Here is a 22,370-nt window from a genome sequence, read left to right as displayed (position 1 = left end):
GGGGCGCTTCGCGCCCCAACGCGGGGCAAGCCCGCTCGCCACAGAGGCTCCAGTTTGCTGCGCGACAGCGCTAAGTCGAAGACTTGGCGGAGCCTCCCACATTTGATCGTGTTTACACGCCCCTATTCCGGTCGGCTCTCAGGCCGCCGCGATTTTGCTTTTGATCTGGAGCGCCCCGTCAAACACGCTGGCCAAGGGGCTCCCGTCAGTAACCCAGCGACAGCCCGGTATTGCGGCGCGGGTCATTGGCGCCATAGAAGCGGTTTTTCCCCACCGGCTTGCCATCCAGTGACGGCGCGCCCACCAGGATCGCGGCGAGGTGGTTGGCGTCCTGCGGGCCGGCAAACGTATGACCCCAGCTTTCAAGGATCTTGCGCGTGTCCGGGCTGACCGCGAAAGTCTCGAGGTTGGTGGCCGGCGGCATCCACTGCTGGTGGAAACGCGGTGCGTCCACGGCTTCCTGAATGTTCATCTTGTAGTCGATCACGTTGAGGATGGTCAGCAAGGTCGCAGTAATGATGCGGCTGCCACCCGGCGTGCCCACCACCATCACGGCCTTGCCATCTTTGGTCACGATGGTCGGGCTCATCGACGACAGCGGCGCCTTGCCAGGTGCAATGGCATTCGCTTCACCCTGCACCAGGCCGTACATGTTCGGTACACCCACCTTGACGGTGAAGTCGTCCATTTCATCGTTGAGAATCACCCCGGTAGTGCTGGCCATCACGCCGGCCCCGAACCAGTCGTTGAGGGTGTAGGTAACGGACACCGCATTGCCCCACTGATCAACGATGGAATAGTGGGTGGTGTTATTGCCTTCGTGGGGCGACACGCCTGGTTTGATCGCCTGGGAGTCTGCGGCCTTTTGCGGCTCAATGGCGGCACGCAGCTTGGCGGCGTAGTCCTTGTCCAGCAGGTGGGCGATAGGGTTTTTGACGAAATCCGGATCGCCCAGGTAGCTGTTGCGGTCCACGTACGCGTGGCGCATCGCTTCGATCTGGTAGTGCAGGCCCTGGGCCGAGTGATAGCCCAGCTCGGCCATCGGATAGCCTTCGAGGATGTTCATGATCTGGCAGATCACCACGCCACCCGAGCTTGGCGGCGGCGCCGAGACCACATGGTAGCCGCGGTAATCGCACTCGATGGGCGCCAGTTCGCGGGTTTTGTAATTGTCCAGATCGGCCTGGGTGATGATGCCCTTGCCGGCCTGGCTGGACGCCACCAGAGCCTTGGCCACCCAGCCCTTGTAGAAACCGTCGCTGCCCTTGGCGGAAATCTCCTTGAGGGTCCTGGCCAGGTCCTTCTGTACCAGCTTCTGCCCGACCTGCAGCGGTTGACCGTTGTGCAGGAAGATGCCGCGCAGGTCCTTGTCCTTTTCGAACTCGCCGGTGGCGGTGTGCAGCAGGTCGATATCACCCTGCTCCAGGGCAAAGCCGTTTTCCGCCAGGTTTATCGCCGGGGCGATCACCTGGGCGCGCTTGAGGGTGCCGTACTTGCTCAACGCCAGTTCCATGCCGGACACGGTGCCGGGCACGCCCACAGCCAGATGGCCCTTGGCGCTGAGGCCGTCAATGACGTTGCCGTCCTTGTCGAGGTACATGTTGGCGGTGGCCGCCAGCGGTGCTTTTTCGCGAAAATCGAGGAAGGTCCTGCGGCCGTCGGCCAGTTGCACGGTCATGAAGCCGCCGCCGCCGAGGTTGCCTGCGGCCGGGTACACCACCGCCAGCGCATAACCGACGGCCACGGCCGCGTCCACCGCGTTGCCGCCGGCCTTGAGTACATCCACGCCCACGTGTGTGGCCAGATGCTGGGCCGTGACCACCATGCCGTTTTCACCGCCGACCGGGGCCTGGGAGGCGGCCTGCACTGCGCTGACGGTGAAGACGAGGGCGGTAGCGATCAAGGTGCGGCTGAAGGGTTGGTAATTCATCCATGGATACTCGGCTGATTGAGATGCACCAAATTAGCCCTTCCCGGCGCCGATCCCCAGCGCGGTGCCGTTTTTAGTACAGAACCTGTCGGGGATAGAACCTGCGTGCTCGCGCCTGCGCTAGAATCGCCGCCATTGTTTGTCCGCCCCCCTGATACGAGCCCGCCCATGAGCTTTGATTTCGATACGATCCACTCCCGCCTCGGCACCGGCAGCACCAAGTGGAACCGCTACCCGCACGACGTTTTGCCGATGTGGATCGCCGACATGGACATCGCCGCACCACCGGCCGTGCTGCAAGCCCTGCACGCGCGGCTCGACCAGCAGGTGCTCGGCTACAGCGTGGCCGGCCCGGACGTGCGCGAGGCGATCATCGCCGACCTGTGGGCCAAGTACGCCTGGCGCGTCCAGCCTGAAGAGCTGCTGTTTTTGCCCGGCGTCGAACCCGGCTTCAATATGGCGCTGCGCGGCTTTGTGCAACCGGGCCAGCCGGTGGTGCTGCAAACCCCCAATTATCGGCCGATCCGCCTGGCGCCCGGCCACTGGAACCTGCCGCGCATCGAAGTGCCATTCGTGCTGGTCGACGGCGAATACGTCACGCCCATGCCCGCCATGCGCGAGGCGCTGAAGGGTGCCGGCGCCTTGCTGCTGAGCAACCCGCACAACCCGATCGGCAAGGTGTTCCCCCGCGAAGAACTGCTGGCACTGGCCAACGCCTGCCTGGAAAACGGCGCGTTGATCATCTCCGATGAAATCCACGCCGAGCTGTGCTTCGACGGCCGCCGCCACATTCCCACCGCCAGCCTCAGCCCCGAGATTGCCCAGCGCACCATTACCCTGATGTCGGCCAGCAAGGCCTACAACGTGGCCGGTTTGAAGACCTGTTTCGCCGTGGTGCAGAACGCCCAGGTACGTGAACACTTCAACAACGCCCGTTGCGGCATGGTCGACAGCGTCAGCCCCCTGGGCCTGGAAGCCACCCGCGCCGCCTACAGCCAATGCGGCGAGTGGCTTGACGCACTCAAGCAGTACCTGCAAGCCAACCGCGACTACCTGCTGGACGCGGTGAACACGCGCTTGCCCGGCGTCAAGATGCACGCGCCACAAGGCACTTACCTGGCCTGGCTGGATTGCAGCGCCCTCGGCCTGGAAGACCCGCAGCGCTTCTTTCTGGAACAGGCCAGGGTAGGCTTGAGCGCCGGTATTGAGTTCGGCGATGACAGCCAGCAGTTCGTGCGGCTGAACTTCGGCTGCCCACGGTCGATGCTCGAGGAAGGCCTGCAGCGTATGGAACGGGCCTTGCGCTAAAACCCGTGAACCTCTGTGAGCTCCTGTTGCGGTGAGCGCCTGCATCAATGGGTGCAGGCCCTCACAATTTGGCGATGGACACTTCCGTCGATTTCACGAATGCAATCACTTCGCTGCCCACCTTCAATTCCAGGTCACGCACCGAACGGGTGGTGATCACTGACGTGACGATGCCGGACGCGGTCTGCACGTCGATTTCAGACACCACTTCGCCCAGCAGAATCTCTTTGATAACGCCCTTGAACTGGTTGCGCACGTTGATCGCTTTAATGGTCATGTCGGCTTTCCTGTTGGCTGTTGGGTCAATCCGCACGAATGCGCAGGCCCTCAAAATGCGCTATCAACCAATAAATCAAAAGGAATATATAACTCTTTATTTATTCGATATGGATATATATGAACTATTCGCCTGCCAACCCCTGATCAACAAATTGCCTTGTTTTGCCCGCCGAGGCAGGAACTGGCGGTGCAGTTGCCACACCCCAGGGACCGCCGTGACCCGCTGCTGGCCCGGCTCAAGGCGCAGGCCCTGACCGAGTTGCAGCAGGCCCATGTGATCTAGACGGCGGTCAATGTCACCCAGAACCGCGTGCGTGCCTGCACCTCGAACCCCAGGGTTTGCGCCAGCAGGTTGAGGATACGGTCGGTATCTTCCAGGCGAAAACTGCCGGTGACCCGCAAGGCTTCCAGGCGCGGGTCCCAGCGCAGCACGCCTGGGCGGTAACGCTCAAGCTCACGCAGGAAGTCGCCCAAGGGCTGGTTCTGCGCGGTCAGCACACCGTCGCGCCAGTCCGGCTGCGTCACATCGAACGGGGCTGTGCGCCCGAGGCCAACCGCGCTCAACGGGGCCTGCTCACCCTTGTGCAACGTCGTCATCTGCCCCGTCAGGTCACGCACCTGCACCGCGCCCTGCAGCACCGACACCCGGCAACCACTCGCCAGTTGCCGCACACACACCTCGGCCTGGCTGACCCTCAACTGCCCGTAGCGCGTCTGCACCTGCAGGGCTGACGGCCCCGGCACCTTCAACGCCAGCTCGCCCTCGACGAGGGTGAGATGCCGCCGCGCCAGGTCCACATCCACCGCCGTGGCGGTATTGAGTTGCAGGCTGGCGCCCTCGGCCAGGGGCAGGCGCCTGCGTTCGCCGGTGGCGGTATGCAGGTCGGCGCGCCAGGCCTTGATGGGCAGCTGTCGGCTGATCAGCCAGGCGGTCGGCACCAGCACCGCCACCCCCAGGGCGCGCTTGAGCACGGCGCGCCGACCTGGCTGCGCACGGTCGAGGCTGGCCAGCGCCAGCGCCTGGGGCAACTCGCTGAAACGCTGACGCAGGGACTGCGCTTTCTGCCAGGTCTGTTCGTGTTGCGGATGGCTGTCGCGCCATTGCTGCAAGGCGGCATGATCACCCTCGGTGGCCGCGCCCGACTCCACCAGCGCCAACCAGTGCGCCGCTGCCCGCGCGACCTCGCGACTCATTCGTCCACCAGCAGGCAATGCTCATAGGCCTGGGCCATGTAGCGCTTCACCGTGCGCTCGGACACCTGCAGCCGCTCGGCGATCTCGCGATAGCCCACGCCCTCGAGCTGGCTCCACAGGAAGGCACGACGCACCGGCGCAGGCAGCCCGTCGAGCAGTTCATCGAGGGCCTGCAGGGTTTCCAGCAGCAGCCAGCGCTGCTCGGGCGACGGTACGCAGGCTGGCGGCAAACTGGCGAGGGCATTCAGATACGCCTGTTCCAGGCTGCGCCGCTGATGAAAGTTGACCAGCAGCCGCTTGCCGACCGTCACCAGGTACGCGCGCGGCTCCTGCATCTGCGCAATCGGCTGCGCGCTGGCCAATACCCGCAGGAACGTATCCTGGCTCAGGTCCGCGGCATCCCAGGCATTGCCCAGGCGCCGCCGCAGCCAGCCTTCCAGCCAACTGCGATGATCGCGATAAAGGCTCGACAAGGTCGGTTCGGGGGCGTGCGTGGGGACAACGGCATCATTCATGGCAAACCACCTGCACGGCGCGATTGAGTCTCAAATGAGATTCATTCTATTTAATATCGTGCTGGCACACCACGATCTTTTAAACAGGTCGTTTAGAAACCGGCCTGGAAAAGTTGTCTTTACTATTTGTCTTGTTATGGATATTTTATCCAAACGCTGGATAACCACCTTGATCGGCGAGGCCCCATGAAGACTGTCCACACCCGAGACGCCGCTGCGCCCGCAGGTCATTATGCTCAGGCAGTGGGCCACAACGGCACGCTGTATATCTCCGGACAATTGCCGGTCAGCCCGGACGGCGGCCATAACTTCTCGGCGTCATTTGCCGAACAGGCGCAGATTGCGCTGGGCAATCTGCTGGCCATCTTGCACGCCAGCGGCGGCACCCCGGCGGATTTGCTCAAGGTCACGGTGTATGTCACCGGCATCGCGCATTGGCCAGAGTTCGACCGCCTCTACGCCGCCGCGCTGGGCGAGCACCGCCCTGCCCGCGCGGTGGTGCCGGTGCCGGAGTTGCACCATGGTTATCTGATCGAAATCGAAGCGGTGGCGCGCTATTTGGCGTAGGTGTAGACCGCCGCGCGCGACACGCCCAGGTGTGACGCGACCGTCTCCATGGCCCGGCGCACGTCCATGCAGCCCGAGTCCTTGAGCTCCTGCATCAGCACGCGGCGATCAGCAGCCTTGAGCGCGCGGGGGGTGGTGGCCAGGCGGGCGGCGAATTGATCGATGCGCGCACGGATGACATCTGCGCCGGAGGGGTCGAGGGATTCGCCCGGTGTGTCATCGCCGACGCTGCTGAACTGTTCGAGCATGCCCTGCAAGCCGCGGAACAGCGACAGGTCGACATTCATGCACAAGGCGGCGACGTACTGGCCGCTGGTGTCCTTGATGCCGATCGAGGTGCTTTTGACCTGACGCCCGTCGCGAAACTGGTTCTGGTAGTTGGCAATGACTTGCGGGTAATCGGGGTCGGCAATCCGCGCCAGCCCAAGCTCGGTGGCCGGGTCATCGGGCTGGCGCCCGGAGAGGTTGTTATGGATGGCCAGGATCGCGTGCTGTGGGTCGCGCAAGTCGTGCAGCACCACTTCGCAGAAGGGGCTGAAGGTCTTGCTCAAGCCTTCGGCAATCTGTTCGAGCTGGCTGATCAGGTGAGTGTGTTCGATAGAGAGGTTTTTCATGCAAGACAACATATCCAGTCCTGGACAGGCCGTCAATTTGGCCGCCGTCCCCCTTTGTGGAGCTGCAACCATGGACACCCCTGCCGCACTGCTCGACACGGTCAAACTGCAGCGCAATATCCAGCGCATGCAGCAGCGCGCCGACAGCCTGGGCGTGCACCTGCGCCCCCATGTCAAAACCCATAAATGCGCGCAAGTCGTGGCCGCGCAGCTTGCCGCCGGCGCTCGCGGCATCACCGTGTCGACGCTCAAGGAAGCCGAGTACTTTTTCGCGCTGGGCATCGAGGACATTCTCTACGCCGTGTGCATTGCCCCGCACAAACTGCCCCAGGCGCTGGCATTGTGGCGCCGTGGTTGCGCGCTGACGCTGATCACCGACAGCCTTGCCGGCGCCCGCGCCATCGTCGATTTCGGCAAAGAACACGGCGCGACCTTCGCGGTCATGATCGAGATCGACTGCGACGGCCACCGCTCCGGGGTCAAGCCGCAGGCCCCGCTCTTGCTGGAGATTGCCGCCGTGCTCGGCGACAGGCTCGCCGGGGTCATCACCCATGCCGGGGAAAGCTACGGCCTGGACACGCCCGACGCGTTGCAGGCCATCGCCGAACAGGAACGCGCCCGCTGCGTTGAGGCCGCCGAGCGCATTCGCGCCAGCGGTCAGCCCTGCCCCCAGGTCAGCGTCGGCTCCACGCCCACTGCGCTGTCGGCGGCGCACCTGGACGGCGTCACCGAGCTGCGCGCCGGCGTGTACGCGTTTTTCGACCTGGTAATGCACAACATCGGCGTATGCCGCCTCGACGAACTGGCCTTGAGCGTGCTCACCACGGTCATCGGCCATCAGCCGGAAAAGGGCTGGATCATCACCGATGGCGGCTGGATGGCCATGAGCCGCGACCGTGGCACTCAATCCCAACAGCACGATTTCGGCTATGGCCAGGTCTGTGATGAGCACGGCGAGCCCATCACCGGATTACTGCTGGGCAGCGCCAACCAGGAACATGGCGTAGCGCACTTCGCGCACCACGACCTCGACGTGGTCACCCGCTTTCCGCTCGGCACACGCCTGCGCATCCTGCCCAATCACGCCTGCGCGACAGGCGCCCAGTTCGGCAGCTACAGCGCACTGCTGAAAAACGGCCAACGCCAGGACTGGCCCCGCCTGCGAGGCTGGTAGAACGACAACCCCATCAATCTGACTCGATGTTTGTGGAAGCTGGCTTGCCTTAATGCCAGTCAGTCAAGCCCGCTCCCACATTTGATCCAATCCCATTACCCCAAAAACAACCGAACCTTGTGCTCCAACTGATCCAAATGCCGGTCGCGCTGCTTCTCCGCATCCACCATCGCCCGCTTGCCATGCTTCTGAAGCAGATACGCATGAATCTGCCGCACCTCCAGCGAGCCATAGATGGACGCCACATCCAGCACCCCCATCAACCCATCCGAGCGGTAATCGCGGGTATTCATCACCACCTGCGTTCCGCGCCCGCCCAGCACCTGAAACCCCATGGCGGCAAACACCGCAACCTTCTCAACCGCACACCCCAGCTCCACGTGCGGATAACGCGCCAGCACCTCACCCATCATCGCGCGCGCCACGCCCTGGCGTCGGCAGCCGGCCTGCACGGCCATAAAGGCCACGCCGCAGGCCTCGGGGTCATTCTTCACCGGCAGGTACAGCAGAAAGCCGATGACCTTTTCCGGCTCGCTATCGTCGGTGGCCACGATCAACTCGACCGCAATGCCCTTCTCCCCCGACAAGGCCTCAAGATACAGGTGCACCTCAAAACCGATGGCGTACTGATAGAGGTTGTAGAGCAGATTGCTCGGCGGCAACGCAACGCTGCTGATGTCGGTGAGGTTGTCCACCACCATCTGCAGAATCTGGCTGTTGACCGGCTCGGGGCACGGCGTGGTGTAGCGGGTAAGGCTGAACATGCACATTCCTGGGGCTTCGCTTCAAGACTGGCGCGATTGTACCCGTAGCCGCCCGGTCAGTGCCCGCACGCCGTGCGCAAACAACCGCTGACGCAAAAAAACAAAAAAGGCGTTGCACCAGACCGGGTTACATCGCGCATCATGGGCACTTTCAAGTTCAAGGGTTAACGTCCATGCGCGTTCTGTCATTGATGATGGGTCTCACGACGCTGGCCGCCAGTACGGTGTTCTGCGCCAGCGCGATGGCGAATGAAGAAAGTCAGCTGGTGCAACAGATCAACGAGTACCGCAGCCAGGTGCAGCGCTGCGGCGACCAGGGTTCCCAGGAACTGCCGCCGCTGGCCAGCGATACGCGACTGGTGCTGCCGGCCAACAATGTCGGCGATCTGCAGCAGGCCCTGGCCCGCGCAGCCTACCCGATGGTGAATGTGCAGGCCATCAGCCTGTCCGGCCCCAGGGATGCCCAGGCGGCGATGAAGGCGGTGCGTGAGAGTTTCTGCCGGGTGGTGCTGGACCCGCAATTTGTCGATATCGGCGTGAGCAACAGTGGCCAGGACTGGCGCATCGTGCTCGCCCGCCCGCTGCTCACCAGCGGCCTGGGCGACTGGCAGACCGAAGGCCGGCAAGTGCTCAACCTGATCAACGCCGCGCGCGAACAGTCGCGCCAGTGCGGCACCCAGGCATTTGCCGCCACCACGCCACTGTCGTGGAACGACACCCTGGCCAGCGCCGCCAACAGCCATACACGCAACATGGCCAACGGCAACTTCTTCGATCACCTGGACCACGACGGGCGCACGCCTGGCGACCGCGCCGAACTGGCCGGGTATATCGCAAAGAACATCGGCGAAAACATCGCCGCTGGCCTGGATACGCCGCGCAAGGTGGTCGACGGCTGGCTCGCCAGCCCCGGCCATTGCGCCAACCTGATGAACCCGCAATTTCGTGAACTGGGCGCCGCCTACGCGATGGACCCGAAAAGCGACGCGGGCATTTACTGGACCGCCGTATTTGCCGCCCAGTGACCCTTGGGCGGCGGCCCAAAAAACCTGATGTTTCTCTATCCGATTGGATAGAGCATCAAAGTGCCACCTAGTAGACAATTGCGCTGAACTGGCGACGATCGTTCAGGTCTGTAACTGGCGACCTGACATTTCAGGCAATACTCGAACCGTGGCAGATAAGGTGTTGACCCGATGATGAATTGGCTGCAGGGCAGCAGCGGCATGGCTGAGCGGGTACGCCAGCATGATTGGGCCAGTACGCCGTTGGGGCCGCCTGATCAATGGCCGGACGTGCTCAAGACCACCGTCGCGCTGTGCTTTGCCTCCAGCTTTCCCCAGGCGATTATCTGGGGCCCCCGGCTGATCACGCTCTACAACGATGCGTTTGCGCCTATTCTCGGCAACAAGCCCGAGGCCCTGGGCCGGCCATTCAACGAGATCTGGCATGAAGTCTGGGACGATATCAGCCCCATCGTCGCCGACGCGTTCGAAGGGCATGCCACCTATATCGAAAACTTTCCCCTGGTGATTGAACGTGAAGCCATGCCGGAGCAGGCGTACTTCACGTTCTGCTACAGCCCGATCCGCGACCCCCAGGGCCGCGTGGTCGGCATGCTCGACACCGTGACTGAAACCACCCCCACGGTATTCCTCGCCCGCCGTCTGACGGTGCTCGAAGCCATCGGCCGCAGCGTCACCAGCGCAACCGATGCCCAGACGATCATGACGTCCACTACGCAGCTGCTGGCCGAACACCTGCAGGTGTCCATCTGCGCCTATGCCGACATGGATGCGGACGAAGACGGCTTCACCCTCCGTGGCGAATGGTCGGCGCAGGGTATGCCAAGTATCCTCGGCCGCTACCGCCTGGCCGACTTCGGTGAACGGGCCGTCACCTGCCTGCGCGCCGGCCAGCCGCTGGTGATCCGCAACAACCTGGAAGAACTGCCGCCCCACGAGTCCGTCAACTTCCAGGCCCTGGGCGTGACCGCCACCATCTGCATGCCGCTGATCAAGGATGGCCGACTCACTGCGTTGATGGCCGTACACGACAGGCAGGCGCGCTTCTGGTCGACCTATGACCTGGCCCTGCTGGGCGAAGTCACCGAACGCTCATGGGCCATATCGAGCGCGTGCGCGCCGACGTCGCCGTGCGTGAAGGCCTGGCTGCCTACACCGAGCTGAACGCGACGCTGGAGCAGCGCGTGGAAGAACGCACCCTGGCGCTGGCCCAGGCCGAAGCCGCGCTGCGCCAATCGCAAAAGCTGGAGGCCATCGGCCAGTTGACCGGCGGCGTGGCCCACGACTTCAACAACCTGCTGACAATCATCCGCTCATCGGTGGATTTTCTGCGCCAGCCCGGCCTGTCGCAAGAGCGTCGCCAGCGCTACATGGGTGCGGTATCCGACACCGTGGAACGCGCCAGCAAGCTGACCAGCCAGTTACTCGCCTTTGCCCGGCGCCAACCGCTCAACCCGGAAGTCTTCGACGTGAGCCAGCGGGTGCGCAGCATCGGCGAGATGCTCAAAAGCGTCACCGGCGCACGCATTCATGTGCGCGTCGAGCTGCCTGACCAGCCCTGCTACGCGCGCATCGACCCCAGCCAGTTCGAAACGGCGCTGATCAACATCGCCCTCAACGCCCGCGATGCCATGGACGGCCAGGGCACGCTGAGCCTCAAGGTCGCCTGCGATCAGCCTCTGCCGCGCATCCGTGGGGAGGCCTCATCGAGCCAGCCGCACATCAGCCTGTCCCTGGCCGACACCGGCGCGGGTATTGCCGACGACAACTGCGAGCGCATCTTCGAGCCCTTCTTCACCACCAAGGCGGTGGGCAAAGGCACTGGCCTGGGGCTGTCGCAAGTGTTCGGCTTTGCCAAGCAGTCGGGCGGCAATATCGATGTGGCCAGCACGCCGGGCCAAGGCACGGTGTTTACCCTGCACCTGCCGCAGGTGGAAGGCGAAGCGCGAGCGCAGCCGCCTGCCGAAGAACAGCCGCTCACGCTCATTCAGAACAACGCCCTGCGCCATGTGCTGATCGTGGAGGACAACCTGGAGGTGGGCCGCTTCGCCAACCAGATCCTCCAGGACCTGGGCTATCAAACCACCTGGGCCACCGACGCTGAACAGGCACTGGCGCTGGTGGGCGCCGACGCCATGGTGTTCGACGCGATCTTCTCGGACGTGGTGATGCCGGGCATCACCGGCGTGGCCATGGCGAAGATGCTGCGCCAGCAGCGACCGGAGTTGCCGGTGGTACTCACCTCGGGTTACAGCGACGAGCTGGCGGACAGCGGCTACGAAGGCTTCGAATTCCTGCCCAAGCCCTACTCCGCCGACCAGGTCGCGCGGATATTGGCCAGGGCCTTGGCCCAGGAATGAGCTATTCCGCCACGGCCACCTGATTGCGGCCCATGGCCTTGGCGCGATACAGCGCCTTGTCGGCGGTGTTCATCAAACCGTGCAGGTCGAGGTCCTGGGCCTGGGTCGAGGCCAGGCCCAGGCTGGCGGTAAGGCCATGCACCGGCTCGGACGCCAGTCCCGCAACCGCCTTCACCAGTTGTTCGGCGATGGCCCGAGCGGTTTCCAGTGACGTGTTGGGCAACAGCACCGCAAATTCCTCGCCGCCCAGACGGCCATACACATCGGCCTGGCGAAACGAAGTGCTGATCACCCCGCCGATCTGGCGCAACACCTGGTCGCCGGCCTGATGGCCGTAGGTGTCATTGATCGCCTTGAAGTGGTCCATGTCCATCATCAGTGCACACAACGGCTGCTGCTGATGACGGCATTGCGCGTACAGCACATGGGCATGTTCAAAAAACGCGCGGCGATTCATCAGGCCGGTGAGTTCGTCGGTCTGTGCGGCGCGCGTGGAGATGCTGTGGGCCCGCTCCATCTGGCGGGTCAGGCGGAAGGCTTTTTCCAGCGCATCGGACAACTTGCGCGTGGCGCTGACTACAAAGGAGGAGAACACCAGTACGGCGATGCCCACGCCCACCTGCATGGGCGACGGCTGCAGCAGCAGCCACAGTGTGCAAGGCAGTAACACCAGGCCGATGGACACCAGCGTCATGGAGCGGTACACCGAGTAACAGGACACTGCGCTTACCGACATGCCCACGGTAAAGAGCATGATCAGCACTTGTGACAGACGGTCGTCGGTGGGCATCAGCGCAAAGGCACCAGCGCCCCATACGGCGGCCGAGAGAATGAGGGTGATCCAGTAACGGCGCTCCCAGCGTTGCGGGGTGCGCTCGCTGTTGGGGCAACGGAACCAGTCGGTGAACATCTTGACCCGCAGCAGCGACGTCAGCGCCAGCGCCACCAGCCATAAGAGCATGACGCGATGATCAAAACGGTCCCAACACAGCCAGCAGAGCATGACGGCAGCCATGTAGCTGCCGAAAATCGCGGAAAAGGATTGGCGAAAAAGCTGATGCAAACGGTCGGTTCGCACCTGCTCTTCGATAAAACCATCCTGGTCCTGCCCACGCCCTAGGCCATTCATGAAAGCTGCCCGCTCCGCCTGCCATGACAAAGGCGCCATTGTGGCACCCTGCCACTAGCCTGGACAACTGAATCCAGCACGGTAGAGCCTTTTAACTCAACTCAGGGCGCAAAATCAGTACGCCCAGCGGTGGCAGATTCAACGACAGCGACACCGGTTGCCCATGGCGTGGCTCATCGTGGGTGAAGACGCCACCGCCGTTGCCAAAATTGGAACCTGCGTAGGTGTCCGCATCACTGTTGATCACCTCGCTCCAGCGCCCGGCAAACGGCACGCCCACGGTGTAGCCCTCACGGGGCACCGGGGTAAAGTTGGCCACCACCAGCACCGGTTTGCCGTCCTTGCTCCAGCGCAGCCAGGCAAAAACGCTGTTGATGGCGTCGTCGCCGATCAGCCACTGGAAGCCCTGCGGCGCATCGTCCTGCTCGTGCAGCGCCGGTTCCTCGCGGTACAGGCGGTTCAAATCGCCCACCAGCTTCTGCACGCCCCGGTGTTCCGGGTACTGCAGCAGGTACCAGTCCAGCTGCTGATCGTGATTCCACTCGCGCCACTGGCCAAACTCGCAGCCCATGAACAGCAGTTTCTTGCCCGGGTGCATCCACATGAAACTCAGGTAGGCCCGCAGGTTGGCGAATTTCTGCCAGCGGTCGCCGGGCATCTTGTCGATCAGCGAGTGCTTGCCGTGCACCACTTCATCGTGAGAGATCGGCAAAATGAAGCGCTCGGACCAGGCATACACCAGGCCGAAGCTCAGCTCATTGTGATGATGGGCGCGGTACACCGGGTCCTGCTGGATGTAATGCAGCGAATCGTGCATCCAGCCCATGTTCCACTTGTAATTGAAGCCCAGACCGCCCTGCTGGGTCGGCTGGCTGACGCCGGGCCAGGCCGTGGACTCTTCGGCAATCACCAGCGCGCCAGGCGCTTCGAGGGCGACCACGTCGTTCAAGTGGCGCAAAAAGTCGATGGCCTCGAGGTTTTCCCGCCCGCCGTGGCGGTTGGGCACCCATTCACCGGCCTTGCGCGAATAGTCGCGGTAGAGCATCGATGCCACCGCATCCACGCGCAGACCGTCGATGTGGAAATGCTTGAGCCAATGCAGCGCCGACGCCAACATGAAGCCGTGCACTTCGGTGCGGCCCAGGTTATAGATCAGCGTGTCCCAGTCCTGATGGAAGCCTTCCAGCGGGTTGGCGTATTCGTACAGCGCGGTGCCGTCGAATTGCGCCAGGCCATGGGTGTCGGTCGGGAAATGCGCCGGTACCCAGTCGAGAATCACGCCGATATCGGCCTGGTGCAAGGCGTTGACGAAGTACGCAAAATCTTCCGGCGAGCCAAACCGCGCGCTCGGTGCAAACTGCGACAACGCCTGATAACCCCACGAACCGCCAAACGGGTGCTCCATAATCGGCATCAGCTCGATATGGGTGAAGCCCAACTCCTGCACATAAGGAATCAACCGCTCGGCCAGTTCACGCCAGCCGTACTGGCGCGAAACCTCACCCGCCTCGTCCAGCTCGCATTGCCAGGAGCCCACGTGCAGCTCGTAGATCGACAGCGGCGCCGAGGGTTTCTGCTTGTCGGGGCGCGCCTGCATCCAGTCGTGGTCCTGCCAATCCACCTGCAGCGGTGGCGCCACTTTGGACGCGGTGTCGGGCGGCAGCTGAGTGGCCAGGGCCATGGGGTCGGCCTTGAGCGGCAGGATACCGTGGGCGCCGAGAATCTCGTATTTGTAAGCCGCACCCGGCTGCAGGCGCGGGATAAAGAGTTCCCACACGCCCGACGGGTGCCGCAGGCGCATCGGATGACGGCGACCGTCCCAGATATTGAAATCGCCCACCACCGACACGCGCCGGGCGTTTGGCGCCCACACGGCAAACCGTACGCCGTGCACACCGTCGACACTGGTCACCTGGGCGCCCAGGCAACTGCCAAGGTCGCGGTGATTGCCTTCGGCAAACAGGTACAGGTCCATTTCACCGAGCAGCAGCTGGCTGAAGCTGTAGGGGTCTTCGGTGATCTGCTCACCGCCGGCCCACTGGATTTTCAACAGGTAATCCTGACGCGTGGCAAAGTGCCCGATGAACAGGCCCGGCACCTGAGTCGCCTCCAGGCTGCCGATCGATTCGCCGCCGTCGCGTGTCAAGACCTGCACACTCAGGGCTTCGGGCAGGAACGCGCGGATGAATTGCCCGCCCTGCTCATCATCATGTGGGCCCAGAATCGAGAACGGGTCCGGGTGCTCGGCGCGCACCAGCGCTTCAACGTCTCTGGACGCCGGCATTGCAGTCAACTTGGGCTGCAGCGGTTCTTTATTGATATAACTCATGACGTCTCCCCACCGCGTGCAGTTTTCGATATAGGGGCAAGCCCGCTCAACAATGCGTGCAAGCCTTGTAATGGCACCGCCAACCAGGTCGGGCGATTTTCCGCTTCGTAAGCCACTTCGTACGCAGCTTTCTCCAGGCTGAACAGTGTCAGCGCGGCGTCCTGGCCTTTGGCGTCCTGCCAGTCATGCGCCAGTGTAGACGCAGCGGCCTCATAGGCCTGGATAAATGCCTGGCGCGCCTCCTTGAGGTAGCGATCGGTCACGCGTTTGCGCGCAAGGTCCGCTTCGGGGGAGTGATCCACCCCCTGCACGTTCAGCGCCATGGCGGCCGCGTAATCAAACGAACGCAACACACCGCTCACATCCTTGTAGGGGCTGTGCTTGCCGCGCCGCTCATGCAGCGGCCTTGCCGGCTCGCCCTCGAAGTCGATCAGGTAGGCATCGCCCTTCACCACCAGCACCTGGCCCAGGTGCAAGTCACCGTGCACGCGAATGCGCAGCCCGCCCAGCGTGGCTTTCGCCAATGCCTGGACCTGGCTGCCGATGGCTTTTTTCTGCGCCAGTAGTTCACTGACCAGCGTCTGATCAGCGGGGTTCAACTGATGTTGGTTGAGCTTGAGCAATTGCAGGGCGCGTTCGATCTGCGCGCCCACGTCCTTGGCCCAGGCCTGGGTGTCCTTGGTCGAGGTGGTTTCTGGCCTGAAGTCCTTGTTTTCAGTGGGCGCACCCAGCACGCCGTGCATTTCGCCCAGACGCTGGCCGAGCAGGCCGGCAAAGTCCGCCAGCTCGCCCAGAGCGTTGTAATGCTGCTCTTGATCGGACATGGCCTCGGCCAGTTCGTCGCGGATCGCTCGCTCCAGGTTGTTCTGGGTCCAGCTCCACGCATCGCCCTGGTTGCTCAGGTAACCCTGGGCGATCATCAGCAGGTTGTCCTCGCCCTCAGCGTCACGCCGAATCATCGACCCCATCAGCGGCGAGATATTCGGGTAGCCGGCCTCGGTGAGGTAAGCGCTCATTTCAAGCTCGGGGTGCACCCCGGCGCTGACTTTGCGGATCAGCTTGAGCACCAGGCGTTCACCCACCACCACCGAGCTGTTGGACTGCTCGGCAGAGAGGTAACGAACCGATACGTCGCTGCTCAGTTGCAGCGCGTCCAGGTGCGGGGTCGCTGCAAAGCGCAGGGCACCGTCGCTGCTGTCAAGCACGCTGCCGGCCTGCAGGGCCTGGATCACCGCACGAATGAAATGCTCGAGGCTGAACGCATCGGTTACCAAACCTACCTCGCGGGTGCGCCGTACGCGGGCCAGGGCCAATTGCTGGGGCAAGGCGCTGGTGAACTGGTCTTCGCGCAGCAAACCGAACGGCAACTGATAACGGCTCACCTGCCCGCCGCTGCTCACCTCGATTTCGCTGAGCAACACCGGATGCTCCGGGTCGCCAAACCGCACGCCGTAAGCGATGTGCACGCTGTCGATGGTGGCGTCCTTGCCGGCAAACCAGCGGCGCTTGGGCAGCCACAGCGGCAGTGAGTCGTGTTCGAGGGTGTTGCGGCAAGGTTCTTCGAGCAATTCTTCCATGCGTTTTTTCAGTACCAAAGTGGTGAAGTCGGGAATGCTCTGCGCCGGCTCGACATGCCAGCTGGGCATCTGATTCTCGGCGGCCAGCACAAACCAGTAGAAGCCGTACGGCGCCAGGGTCAGCAGGAAGTTGAGTTGGCCAATCGGTGGGAACGCATTGCCGCCGAGCATCTCCACCGGGACCATGCCGGCGAATGCCGACAGGTCCAGCTCCGCCGCCTGGGCGCTGCGTGACACGTTGGCCACGCACAATATGATTTCCGTGCGCCCGTCCTCGCCGGTGAACTCGCGGGTATAGGCGAGGATGCGACGGTTGCTCGGCGAGAGCATTTTCAGGCTGCCGCGACCGAACGCCTTGGACTGCTTGCGCACTGCGAGCATGCGCCGCGTCCAGTTGAGCAGCGAGTGCGGGTCCTGGGCCTGGGTCTCGACGTTGACCGACTGGTAGCCGTATTGCGGGTCCATGATCGGCGGCAGCACCAGACTCGCCGGGTCGGCGCGGGAGAAGCCGCCATTACGGTCGATGGACCACTGCATGGGCGTACGCACACCGTCGCGGTCGCCCAGGTAGATGTTGTCGCCCATGCCGATTTCATCGCCGTAATACAGGGTCGGCGTGCCGGGCATCGACAGCAGCAGGCTGTTGAGCAGCTCGACGCGGCGGCGGTCGCGCTCCATCAACGGCGCCAGGCGCCGACGAATACCTAGGTTGATACGCGCGCGGCGGTCGGCGGCGTAGTAGTTCCACAGGTAGTCGCGTTCCTTGTCGGTGACCATCTCCAGGGTCAGCTCGTCGTGGTTGCGCAGGAAAATTGCCCATTGGCAATTGGCCGGGATCTCCGGGGTCTGGCGCAAAATATCGGTGATCGGAAAGCGATCTTCCTGGGCCAGCGCCATGTACATGCGCGGCATCAGCGGGAAGTGAAAGGCCATGTGGCATTCGTCGCCGTCGTCGCCCTTTTTGTCACCAAAGTACAGCTGTGTATCTTCAGGCCACTGGTTGGCTTCGGCCAGCAGCATGCGGTCGGGGTAATGCGCGTCGATCTCGGCGCGGATCTGCTTGAGCACGCCGTGGGTTTCCGGCAGGTTCTCGTTGTTGGTGCCATCGCGCTCGATCAGGTAGGGAATCGCGTCCAGACGCAGGCCGTCGATGCCCATGTCCAGCCAGTAGCGCATCACCGACAGCACGGCTTTCATGACTTGCGGGTTGTCAAAGTTGAGGTCCGGCTGGTGCGAATAGAAGCGGTGCCAGAAGTATTGACCGGCCACCGGGTCCCAGGTCCAGTTGGACTTTTCGGTGTCGAGGAAAATGATGCGGGTGCCGTCGTACTTCTGGTCGTCATCGGACCAGACATAGAAATCCCGCGCGGCCGAACCGGGCTTGGCCTTGCGCGCACGCTGGAACCAGGGGTGCTGGTCGGAGGTGTGGTTGATCACCAGCTCGGTGATGACCCGCAACCCGCGCTTGTGCGCCTCGGCAATGAAGCGCCGGGCATCGGCCATGGTTCCGTAGTCGCTGTGCACGCCACGGTATTCGGCAATGTCGTAACCGTCGTCGCGGCGTGGCGAGGGGTAAAACGGCAACAGCCAGATGGTGTTGACGCCCAGATCGGCGATGTAATCAAGTTTGGCGATCAGCCCGGGAAAGTCGCCGATCCCGTCATTGTTGGAGTCGAAATAGGATTTGACGTGAACCTGGTAGATCACCGCGTCCTTGTACCAGAGCGGATCCTTGATGAACGTGGCTGCCTTGGGTTTCTTCGCCATTGGACACTCCTGAAAACTCGAAAAAACGTGCTGACGCAATCCGGTCAATGTGGGAGGGAGCAAGCTCCTTCCCACCTTTGACCTCGGCAGGCTTAAGACGCGGTAATGCGCCAGATCCCAAACGGCATCTGCGGATCGAGACGGGTCCACTGGCTCTTGCCGTACCAGGTCCAGCGATGGCCGTTCATCAGGTCCTCGCCCTGGGTCTGCGCATCGTCCGGCAGGCCCATTTCCCATAGCGGCAATTCGAAGTGAGCTTCCTGGGCATTGAACGGATCGAGGTTGACCGCCACCAGGATGAAGTTGCTGCCATCTTCGCTGCGCTTGCCGAAATACAGGATGTTGTCGTTCCAGGCGTTGTAGAGCTTGAGCCCCAGGTGTGTCTGCAGGGCCGGGTTCTGGCGGCGGATGCGGTTGAGTTGGGCGATTTCGGCAATGATGTTGCCCGGCGCGGTGAAGTCGCGCGGGCGAATCTCGTACTTCTCCGAGTCCAGGTACTCTTCCTTGCCGGGCACGGGTGCCGCTTCGCACAACTCAAAGCCCGAATACATCCCCCACAGGCCCGAGCCCATGGTGGCCAGCGCGGCGCGGATCAGGAAGCCCGGACGGCCGGATTCGTGCAGAAAGCCAGGGTTGATGTCCGGCGTGTTGACGAAGAAGTTCGGCCGGTAGCACTCACGCCACGGCGACTGGTTGAGCTGGGTGAAATACTCGCTCAACTCGGCCTTGGTGTTGCGCCAGGTGAAGTAGGTGTAGCTCTGGGAATAGCCGACCTTGCCCAGGCGCGCCATCATCGCCGGCGTGGTAAAGGCTTCCGCAAGGAAGATCACCTCGGGGTATTTGGCGCGCACATCGCTGATCAGCCATTGCCAGAACGGCAACGGCTTGGTGTGCGGGTTGTCGACGCGAAAAGTCTTCACGCCCTCTTCCACCCAGCCCACCACAACGTCGCGCAGCTCTGTCCACAAGCCGGGAATGGCGTCGGCAGCGTAGAAATCGACGTTGACGATATCCTGGTACTTTTTCGGCGGGTTTTCCGCATATTTGATCGTGCCGTCCGGGCGCCAGTTGAACCAGCCCGGGTGCTGCTTGAGCCATGGGTGGTCCTGGGAACACTGGATAGCGAAGTCGAGGGCGATTTCCAGGCCATGGTCGGCGGCGGCCTTCACCAGGCGGCGGAAATCATCACGGCTGCCCAGTTGCGGGTGAATCGCCTCGTGACCGCCGTCCTCGCTGCCGATGGCATACGGGCTGCCGGGGTCATCGGGGCCGGCATGCAGTGAATTGTTGGGCCCCTTGCGGTGGCTGCGGCCAATGGGATGGATGGGCGGAAAGTAGAGCACGTCGAAGCCCATGTCATGGATCATCGACAAACGAGAGTGCACATCGTTGAAGGTGCCATGGCGCGCCGGATCATCGGTGATCGAGCGCGGAAACAGCTCGTACCAACTGGCGAACTGCGCACGTTCACGTTCCACATCAATCGGGTAGACGGTGCTGATGCTCAGATAGGCGCGGTGGTCGGCCTGGGTCATCAGGTGTGCACTGTCTTCGTGCAGGAACTGCGCAACCTGCTCGGTTTCCAGCAGGCCGGAGAGTTGGTGGTGCAGCAGCATCAGACGGTCGCGCAGCTCGTTGTCACTGCGCTCGGCAGCCTGCAGCACCAGGCTGCGGCCCTCCTGCAGCTCGAGGCTGACCGGTACACCGGCTTCGTGCTTCTTGCGCAGTTCATAGCAGAAACTGGCGAAGGTATCGATCCAGGCTTCGATGCAGAACTCATGCGGGCCTTGCTCGGTAACGGTAAACGCGCCCTCCCAGCCGTTGTTGCCAACATCGGCCATCACCACGCTGTGCCAGGTTTCTTCGTGCAACGGGCGCCAGCGAATCAATACAGCCAGCTTGTCGTGGCCGTCGGCAAACACCTTGCTGGTGACGTTCACGCGCTGGTTCACCACGGCTTTTACGGCAAATTCGCCGCCGTCGATCACGGGCGTGGTGTCTTCAATGGCGATCCTGGGCAGCAGCAAGGCCTGGGACAATGGTAATGCGCAGTTATCTGAAGCCAGTGTTTCAGCAGTCATCGAGCATCTTCCCCTTACGCCCTGTGGACGCTCTTTTGCTTGATCCGAATTCTGATACGGCGGCGCTCTCCCTGAGCGGGGCCGTCTTAGGTCCGAGCCTGTGTGCGAGAGAAAAGTTCAGGCGGATATGCCGCCACCGGGCGGGAATCAAATCCGCCACGCGGTTGTCCACCGCTGGAGCAAAGCACAAAGGAGGCCACACCATGACTATTCCGATTCCGGCTGAGACACCCGACCCCAATATTGACGACCCAACGTTACCGCCTGTTGAACCGCCGCCGGTTCCTGAACAGGAACCGCCGGAAAACCAGCCGCCACCGGTGCAGGAGCCGCCTGGAGGTGAACCGCCAGTGGTTCTTTGAGGCTTTCCACGCGGTGTTCCGCATTCGCTTGCGCAGACTACGCAACCGGGTTGCGCAAGCGGACCTTGATCGTGGCAATTTCCCACTCGATAAAAAGCTCTAGTCCTAACTCCAACGAACGTGCGGGTTCTCATACTGATTTTTCGCTCGCCTGAACGTCACGCATCAGGCAAGACGTAATCCAATCTGTTTATGAGGAATCAGCATGACGACCATCAGCGCACCGCCGGCCTTTGCGTTCAACGCACCTCACACCGCCCCGACCAGCCCCCACCCGCTCAAGCAACCCGAGGTATCCACGCCTGCGCTCTACCTGGAGCGACACCTTGAGGATATAAGCGCCCGTGTGGACCGTAATACCATTGACCACATGATGCGTAACCTGGATTCGAAAGAGTCAAAGGATTACTTCGAGAAAATCGACGCATTGCTGACCCCGGACAACATCAAGCGCCTGGCAACCGGCCCCAAGGCGAAATCTCACATCAAGGCGCTTGCCCATATCGAAACCCGTTTTAATAGCGGCTCGATCGATAAGGTATCAACCCCCGTCGAGTGGAAGCATGTCGAGGACTATCGCAAAGCCGTGGAGGCAGAACTGTTCGAGTTGACGATCAGCATGCTTAAAGCCCCGTGGGAGAAGGGCTCTGATTTGGCTCGCGGTTTCTTCCATAATGAAATCGCCCCGCATATCCTGCACGGGATGCATGACCTTCAGTCCAAATGCACGCACCTCAGTGAAATAGCCAAGTTGGTGAAAAACATACTCGAGTCGTTGCAGGATGCGCACCTTACAGAGCGCGCGCAGGATTTGTCGCGAGGGTATGCGGTCAGGTGAAAGAACCGGACCCGTTGACCCGAATCGGTAGTCACTCGTCCTTCTCGAACGCACGCACGATCCGCGGCATCACGCTGAACACCGCCAGGGCCAGCAAGGTACTCAACAATGCTGTGGATTCCCGGCCCAGGCCGGCCGCGACGCCAATCGCGGCGGTCATCCAAAGCCCTGCTGCGGTGGTCAGCCCTTTGACGTGGCCCGCGTCCTCATCCTTGCCCTTGATGATGGTGCCCGCGCCCAAAAAGCCGATGCCGGCGATCACGCCCTGCACCACGCGGCTCATGGCATCGGCCTGGTTACCGGACATCTGCGGCACCAGCACGAACAGCGCCGCGCCCAGCGCCACCAGCATGTGCGTGCGTATCCCGGCCGCCTTGCCCTTGCTCTCGCGCTCAAAACCGAGGATGCCGCCGAGAATGGCCGCCATCAACAGCCGCACGGTCATCTGGGTGACCTGTTTTGCATCGCCGATATCGGCGAATTCGGCCTGCAGGGTCAGCCACGCTTCTTGCCACCATGCGTCCATGGATGCGCTCCTTTGTGATTGTTGGTAAAAG

The 22,370-nt window shown here is 62.5% G+C and carries 17 protein-coding genes and 2 pseudogenes; 8 read left to right on the top strand and 11 right to left on the bottom strand.

Annotated features, from left to right (window positions below; translation table 11 throughout):
- Positions 1–205: 205 nt before the first annotated feature.
- Positions 206–1,930, bottom strand: a complete 1,725-nt coding sequence (ggt, locus tag LUB09_RS18870; RefSeq protein ID WP_231423379.1) for a gamma-glutamyltransferase — start codon at positions 1,928–1,930, stop codon at positions 206–208.
- Between the two features lie 168 nt (positions 1,931–2,098).
- Here ggt and LUB09_RS18865 point away from each other — a divergent pair, with 168 nt between their 5' ends.
- Positions 2,099–3,238 carry a MalY/PatB family protein gene (locus LUB09_RS18865; protein WP_231423378.1) on the top strand — a complete coding sequence of 380 codons (1,140 nt, stop codon included), beginning with the start codon at positions 2,099–2,101 and terminating at the stop codon, positions 3,236–3,238.
- Between the two features lie 61 nt (positions 3,239–3,299).
- Here the strand turns inward: LUB09_RS18865 and LUB09_RS18860 are convergent, their stop codons facing one another.
- Entirely contained in the window at positions 3,300–3,515 is a 216-nt protein-coding gene (locus LUB09_RS18860; protein ID WP_003173733.1) for a TOBE domain-containing protein, read from the bottom strand.
- A 174-nt stretch (positions 3,516–3,689) separates the two neighbouring features.
- Here LUB09_RS18860 and LUB09_RS18855 point away from each other — a divergent pair.
- Positions 3,690–3,800, top strand: a pseudogene (locus tag LUB09_RS18855) (ABC transporter ATP-binding protein); the annotation flags it as partial.
- On the opposite strand, the gene LUB09_RS18850 reads toward LUB09_RS18855, so the two are convergent.
- Together LUB09_RS18850 and LUB09_RS18845 are read right to left on the bottom strand one after the other, a co-directional pair.
- Positions 3,797–4,711, bottom strand: a complete 915-nt coding sequence (locus LUB09_RS18850; protein WP_231423377.1) for a FecR domain-containing protein — start codon at positions 4,709–4,711, stop codon at positions 3,797–3,799. The pseudogene LUB09_RS18855 and the gene LUB09_RS18850 overlap by 4 nt on opposite strands.
- Positions 4,708–5,226 (bottom strand): sigma-70 family RNA polymerase sigma factor, encoded by a 519-nt coding sequence (locus LUB09_RS18845; protein WP_209982507.1) that lies wholly within the window; start codon positions 5,224–5,226, stop codon positions 4,708–4,710. The genes LUB09_RS18850 and LUB09_RS18845 overlap by 4 nt, the downstream gene beginning before the upstream one ends.
- 186 nt (positions 5,227–5,412) lie before the next feature.
- Between LUB09_RS18845 and LUB09_RS18840 the strand changes: the two genes are divergently transcribed.
- A complete protein-coding gene (locus tag LUB09_RS18840) occupies positions 5,413–5,793 on the top strand; it encodes a RidA family protein (protein WP_209982509.1) in 381 nt (126 codons plus the stop codon).
- Here the strand turns inward: LUB09_RS18840 and LUB09_RS18835 are convergent.
- Complete coding sequence (locus LUB09_RS18835; RefSeq protein WP_231423376.1) at positions 5,781–6,407, bottom strand: helix-turn-helix transcriptional regulator; 627 nt, start codon at positions 6,405–6,407, stop codon at positions 5,781–5,783. The two genes, LUB09_RS18840 and LUB09_RS18835, sit on opposite strands and share 13 nt — an antisense overlap.
- A gap of 70 nt (positions 6,408–6,477) precedes the next feature.
- Here LUB09_RS18835 and LUB09_RS18830 point away from each other — a divergent pair, with 70 nt between their 5' ends.
- A complete protein-coding gene (locus LUB09_RS18830) occupies positions 6,478–7,581 on the top strand; it encodes an alanine racemase (RefSeq protein ID WP_231423375.1) in 1,104 nt (367 codons plus the stop codon).
- 95 nt (positions 7,582–7,676) lie between these two features.
- Here the strand turns inward: LUB09_RS18830 and LUB09_RS18825 are convergent, their stop codons facing one another.
- Complete coding sequence (locus tag LUB09_RS18825) at positions 7,677–8,345, bottom strand: GNAT family N-acetyltransferase (RefSeq protein ID WP_231423374.1); 669 nt, start codon at positions 8,343–8,345, stop codon at positions 7,677–7,679.
- A 173-nt stretch (positions 8,346–8,518) separates the two neighbouring features.
- On the opposite strand from LUB09_RS18825, the gene LUB09_RS18820 reads away from it, so the two are divergent.
- The gene (locus LUB09_RS18820; protein WP_231423373.1) at positions 8,519–9,370 is read left to right on the top strand and encodes a CAP domain-containing protein; all 852 of its coding nucleotides are present in this window, start codon (positions 8,519–8,521) and stop codon (positions 9,368–9,370) included.
- Positions 9,371–9,541: 171 nt separating this feature from the next.
- A pseudogene (locus LUB09_RS18815) lies at positions 9,542–11,730 on the top strand (ATP-binding protein).
- A 1-nt stretch (position 11,731) separates the two neighbouring features.
- On the opposite strand, the gene LUB09_RS18810 reads toward LUB09_RS18815, so the two are convergent.
- The 4 genes from LUB09_RS18810 to LUB09_RS18795 form a co-directional block, all read right to left on the bottom strand.
- Entirely contained in the window at positions 11,732–12,898 is a 1,167-nt protein-coding gene (locus LUB09_RS18810) for a GGDEF domain-containing protein (RefSeq protein ID WP_231423371.1), read from the bottom strand.
- Positions 12,899–12,950: 52 nt separating this feature from the next.
- Positions 12,951–15,188 (bottom strand): 1,4-alpha-glucan branching protein GlgB, encoded by a 2,238-nt coding sequence (gene glgB, locus LUB09_RS18805; RefSeq protein ID WP_231423370.1) that lies wholly within the window; start codon positions 15,186–15,188, stop codon positions 12,951–12,953.
- A complete protein-coding gene (gene treS / locus LUB09_RS18800; protein ID WP_231423369.1) occupies positions 15,185–18,532 on the bottom strand; it encodes a maltose alpha-D-glucosyltransferase in 3,348 nt (1,115 codons plus the stop codon). The genes glgB and treS overlap by 4 nt, the downstream gene beginning before the upstream one ends.
- 92 nt (positions 18,533–18,624) lie before the next feature.
- Complete coding sequence (locus LUB09_RS18795) at positions 18,625–20,613, bottom strand: alpha-1,4-glucan--maltose-1-phosphate maltosyltransferase (protein WP_231423368.1); 1,989 nt, start codon at positions 20,611–20,613, stop codon at positions 18,625–18,627.
- Positions 20,614–20,816: 203 nt separating this feature from the next.
- On the opposite strand from LUB09_RS18795, the gene LUB09_RS18790 reads away from it, so the two are divergent.
- Together LUB09_RS18790 and LUB09_RS18785 are read left to right on the top strand one after the other, a co-directional pair.
- A complete protein-coding gene (locus LUB09_RS18790; RefSeq protein ID WP_209982529.1) occupies positions 20,817–20,975 on the top strand; it encodes a hypothetical protein in 159 nt (52 codons plus the stop codon).
- 205 nt (positions 20,976–21,180) lie between these two features.
- On the top strand, positions 21,181–21,813 hold the full coding sequence (locus LUB09_RS18785; protein ID WP_231423367.1) for a hypothetical protein: 633 nt from the start codon (positions 21,181–21,183) through the stop codon (positions 21,811–21,813).
- Between the two features lie 31 nt (positions 21,814–21,844).
- Here the strand turns inward: LUB09_RS18785 and LUB09_RS18780 are convergent, their stop codons facing one another.
- Positions 21,845–22,339 carry an MgtC/SapB family protein gene (locus LUB09_RS18780; protein WP_209982532.1) on the bottom strand — a complete coding sequence of 165 codons (495 nt, stop codon included), beginning with the start codon at positions 22,337–22,339 and terminating at the stop codon, positions 21,845–21,847.
- Positions 22,340–22,370: the final 31 nt, after the last annotated feature.

It is taken from the genome of Pseudomonas sp. Leaf59 (genome assembly GCF_920984685.1).
Taxonomy (GTDB): Bacteria; Pseudomonadota; Gammaproteobacteria; order Pseudomonadales; family Pseudomonadaceae; genus Aquipseudomonas.
This window is presented reverse-complemented; position numbering and strand designations above follow the sequence as displayed.